General features: G+C 46.5%; 2 protein-coding genes. Both read left to right on the top strand.

The window, feature by feature from the left end:
- The first annotated feature begins 150 nt into the window (after positions 1–150).
- Positions 151–1,218: a hypothetical protein gene (locus tag ACYQ4S_RS11690; RefSeq protein ID WP_346025538.1), complete on the top strand. Its 1,068-nt coding sequence runs from the start codon at positions 151–153 to the stop codon at positions 1,216–1,218.
- A 30-nt stretch (positions 1,219–1,248) separates the two neighbouring features.
- The gene (locus ACYQ4S_RS11695; RefSeq protein ID WP_459771306.1) at positions 1,249–1,947 is read left to right on the top strand and encodes a PspA/IM30 family protein; all 699 of its coding nucleotides are present in this window, start codon (positions 1,249–1,251) and stop codon (positions 1,945–1,947) included.
- Positions 1,948–2,087: the final 140 nt, after the last annotated feature.

Below are 2,087 nucleotides of genomic sequence, written 5' to 3' on the forward strand. Positions count from 1 at the left end.
GTTTGTTTTTAGTGAACTTCATTTTATCAGATTAAGGGGGGAAGAGGTGCCTTTTTGTATTTTAATTGATAGAGCAACGATAGTTGCATTAAAACAACACGAAAAAACAAAAAAATTGGTAATTACTGCACGAAGAAGGGAAGGATACATATGGGAAGAGGAGGCGGCCGTGGTGGCGGCGGAGGCTTCAGTGGCGGTGGACGTGGCGGTGGTTTCGGCGGTGGTCGAGGCGGTGGCGGACGCAGCAGTGGAGCCGGTAGAGGCGGCGGAAGCTTCGGTGGCAGTGGTCGAGGCGGTGGAGGCTTCGGTGGCGGTTTCGGGGGCGGCTACAATAGGCGACCCAGACATTACGGGCCTCGCATGGGACCGATCTGGATGTTTGGCGGTTTAGGCAGGCGAAGGAGATACCCTCGAGGTGGCGGTGGCTGTGGATTTATGGGCTGCGGCAGTATTTTCACCGTCATGATATTCCTGTTCATCATGTTCAGCCTGCTGTCTACAGTAGGGAACTTTGGAACTGGCGGAAACGGTGGATCAGGTAGTATCACTACGTCCACTGTTGAGCGAGAGCCTTTGCCCTCAGGTTCCGTAAATGAAACGGATTACTATACAGATAACTTGGACTGGATCGGGAATCACACCCGTATGGTCGACGGACTTCGCCATTTCTACAATGAAACGGGTGTCCAGCCTCATGTCTACATCACTGGAGATATTGACGGCAATACATCACCTTCAATGGATGAAGTGGAAGCATACGCAAATAACTTATATGATGAATTATTTACAGATGAAGCCCACCTTCTGCTGGTTTTCCTTGAACCTCGACCTAATGACTATACGACTTATTATGTCGTTGGTTCTCAGGCTAGAAGTGTGATCGATAGAGAAGCTGGAGACATCCTGCTCGACTATCTGGACAGATATTACGCTGATGGAAACCTGACTGATGAGGAATATTTCAGCAACTCGTTCAGAGATGCAGCTGATCGGATCATGGAAGTCACGACATCTCCATGGATCCCAGTACTGAGTATTTTCGGGCTCGTTGTTTTGATTTACGTGTTATATAAATGGTGGAAGTCACGTCAGGATGCCAAAGAAAAAGAAGCTAAACGGACAGACGATATGCTGAACAAACCGATCGATACATTCGGGCGTTCAGAAGCTGAAGATCTATCTAAAAAGTACGAGGATGATAATTGGGATAACTATTAACATGCACCATCACTATAGGAGGATGAAAACATGGCAATTTTAGACCGCTTTTCAGATGTTATCAGTGCAAACGTCAATGCTCTGATGGACCGTATGGAAGATCCGGAAAAAATGATCGACCAGTACTTGCGTAAGATGATGGACGATCTGGCAGAAGTGAAGCAGAATACAGCCAGTGTTATGGCAGAGGAAACACGAGCCAAACGTCTGGTGGATGATAATGAAGCTGAAGTAGCCAAGTATGGTAACTTTGCTAGAAAAGCCTTGGAAGCAGGCAACGACGGTGATGCACGAGTTTTTCTTACCAAGAAGCAGGAACTCGAAGATATTGGTACAGGACTCACTAATGCCTATGCAAAAGCACATGAGAATGCAACCAAGATGCGGCAGATGCATGACAAACTGGCCACTGATATAGAAAAAATGCGTCAGCGTCGGGCTATGATAAAAGCTCAGCTGTCCGTTGCAGATACTCAGGACAAGCTGAACAAAGCGTCAGAATCTGCTGGAAAATCTAAAGGTGCTATGAGCTCCTTTGAACGGATGGAAGAAAAAGCCAGCCGCCGTCTGGACGAGTCCAACGCTATGGCTGACTTGAATAAGGAACATAAAGACGAAGCAGCGATCCTTGAGGAAAAATATGCATCAGAATCAGGGTCGGCAGCTGTTGAAGATGAACTTGCCCGCATGAAGAAAGAGATGGGTCTGTCTTCTTCAGATGAAGACTAATTTTATACTAAATTAAAAAAAGCTTCGGCTACGCCTTCGCCCTTTTGGGATAGTGCGTAGCCATTACTTTTTCAGTTCTGAATTATCGTAGACGATACCGTGAATACTCTTATAGTAAACAGGAACCATCTCATTTCCAC

The organism is Alkalibacterium sp. s-m-28, from assembly GCF_054658175.1.

Bases quoted from the DNA above. Each gene is read 5' to 3' on its own strand.
- ACYQ4S_RS11690 (WP_346025538.1), top strand. From the start codon at position 151: ATGGGAAGAGGAGGCGGCCGTGGTGGCGGCGGAGGCTTCAGTGGCGGT.
- ACYQ4S_RS11695 (WP_459771306.1), top strand. From the start codon at position 1,249: ATGGCAATTTTAGACCGCTTTTCAGATGTTATCAGTGCAAACGTCAAT.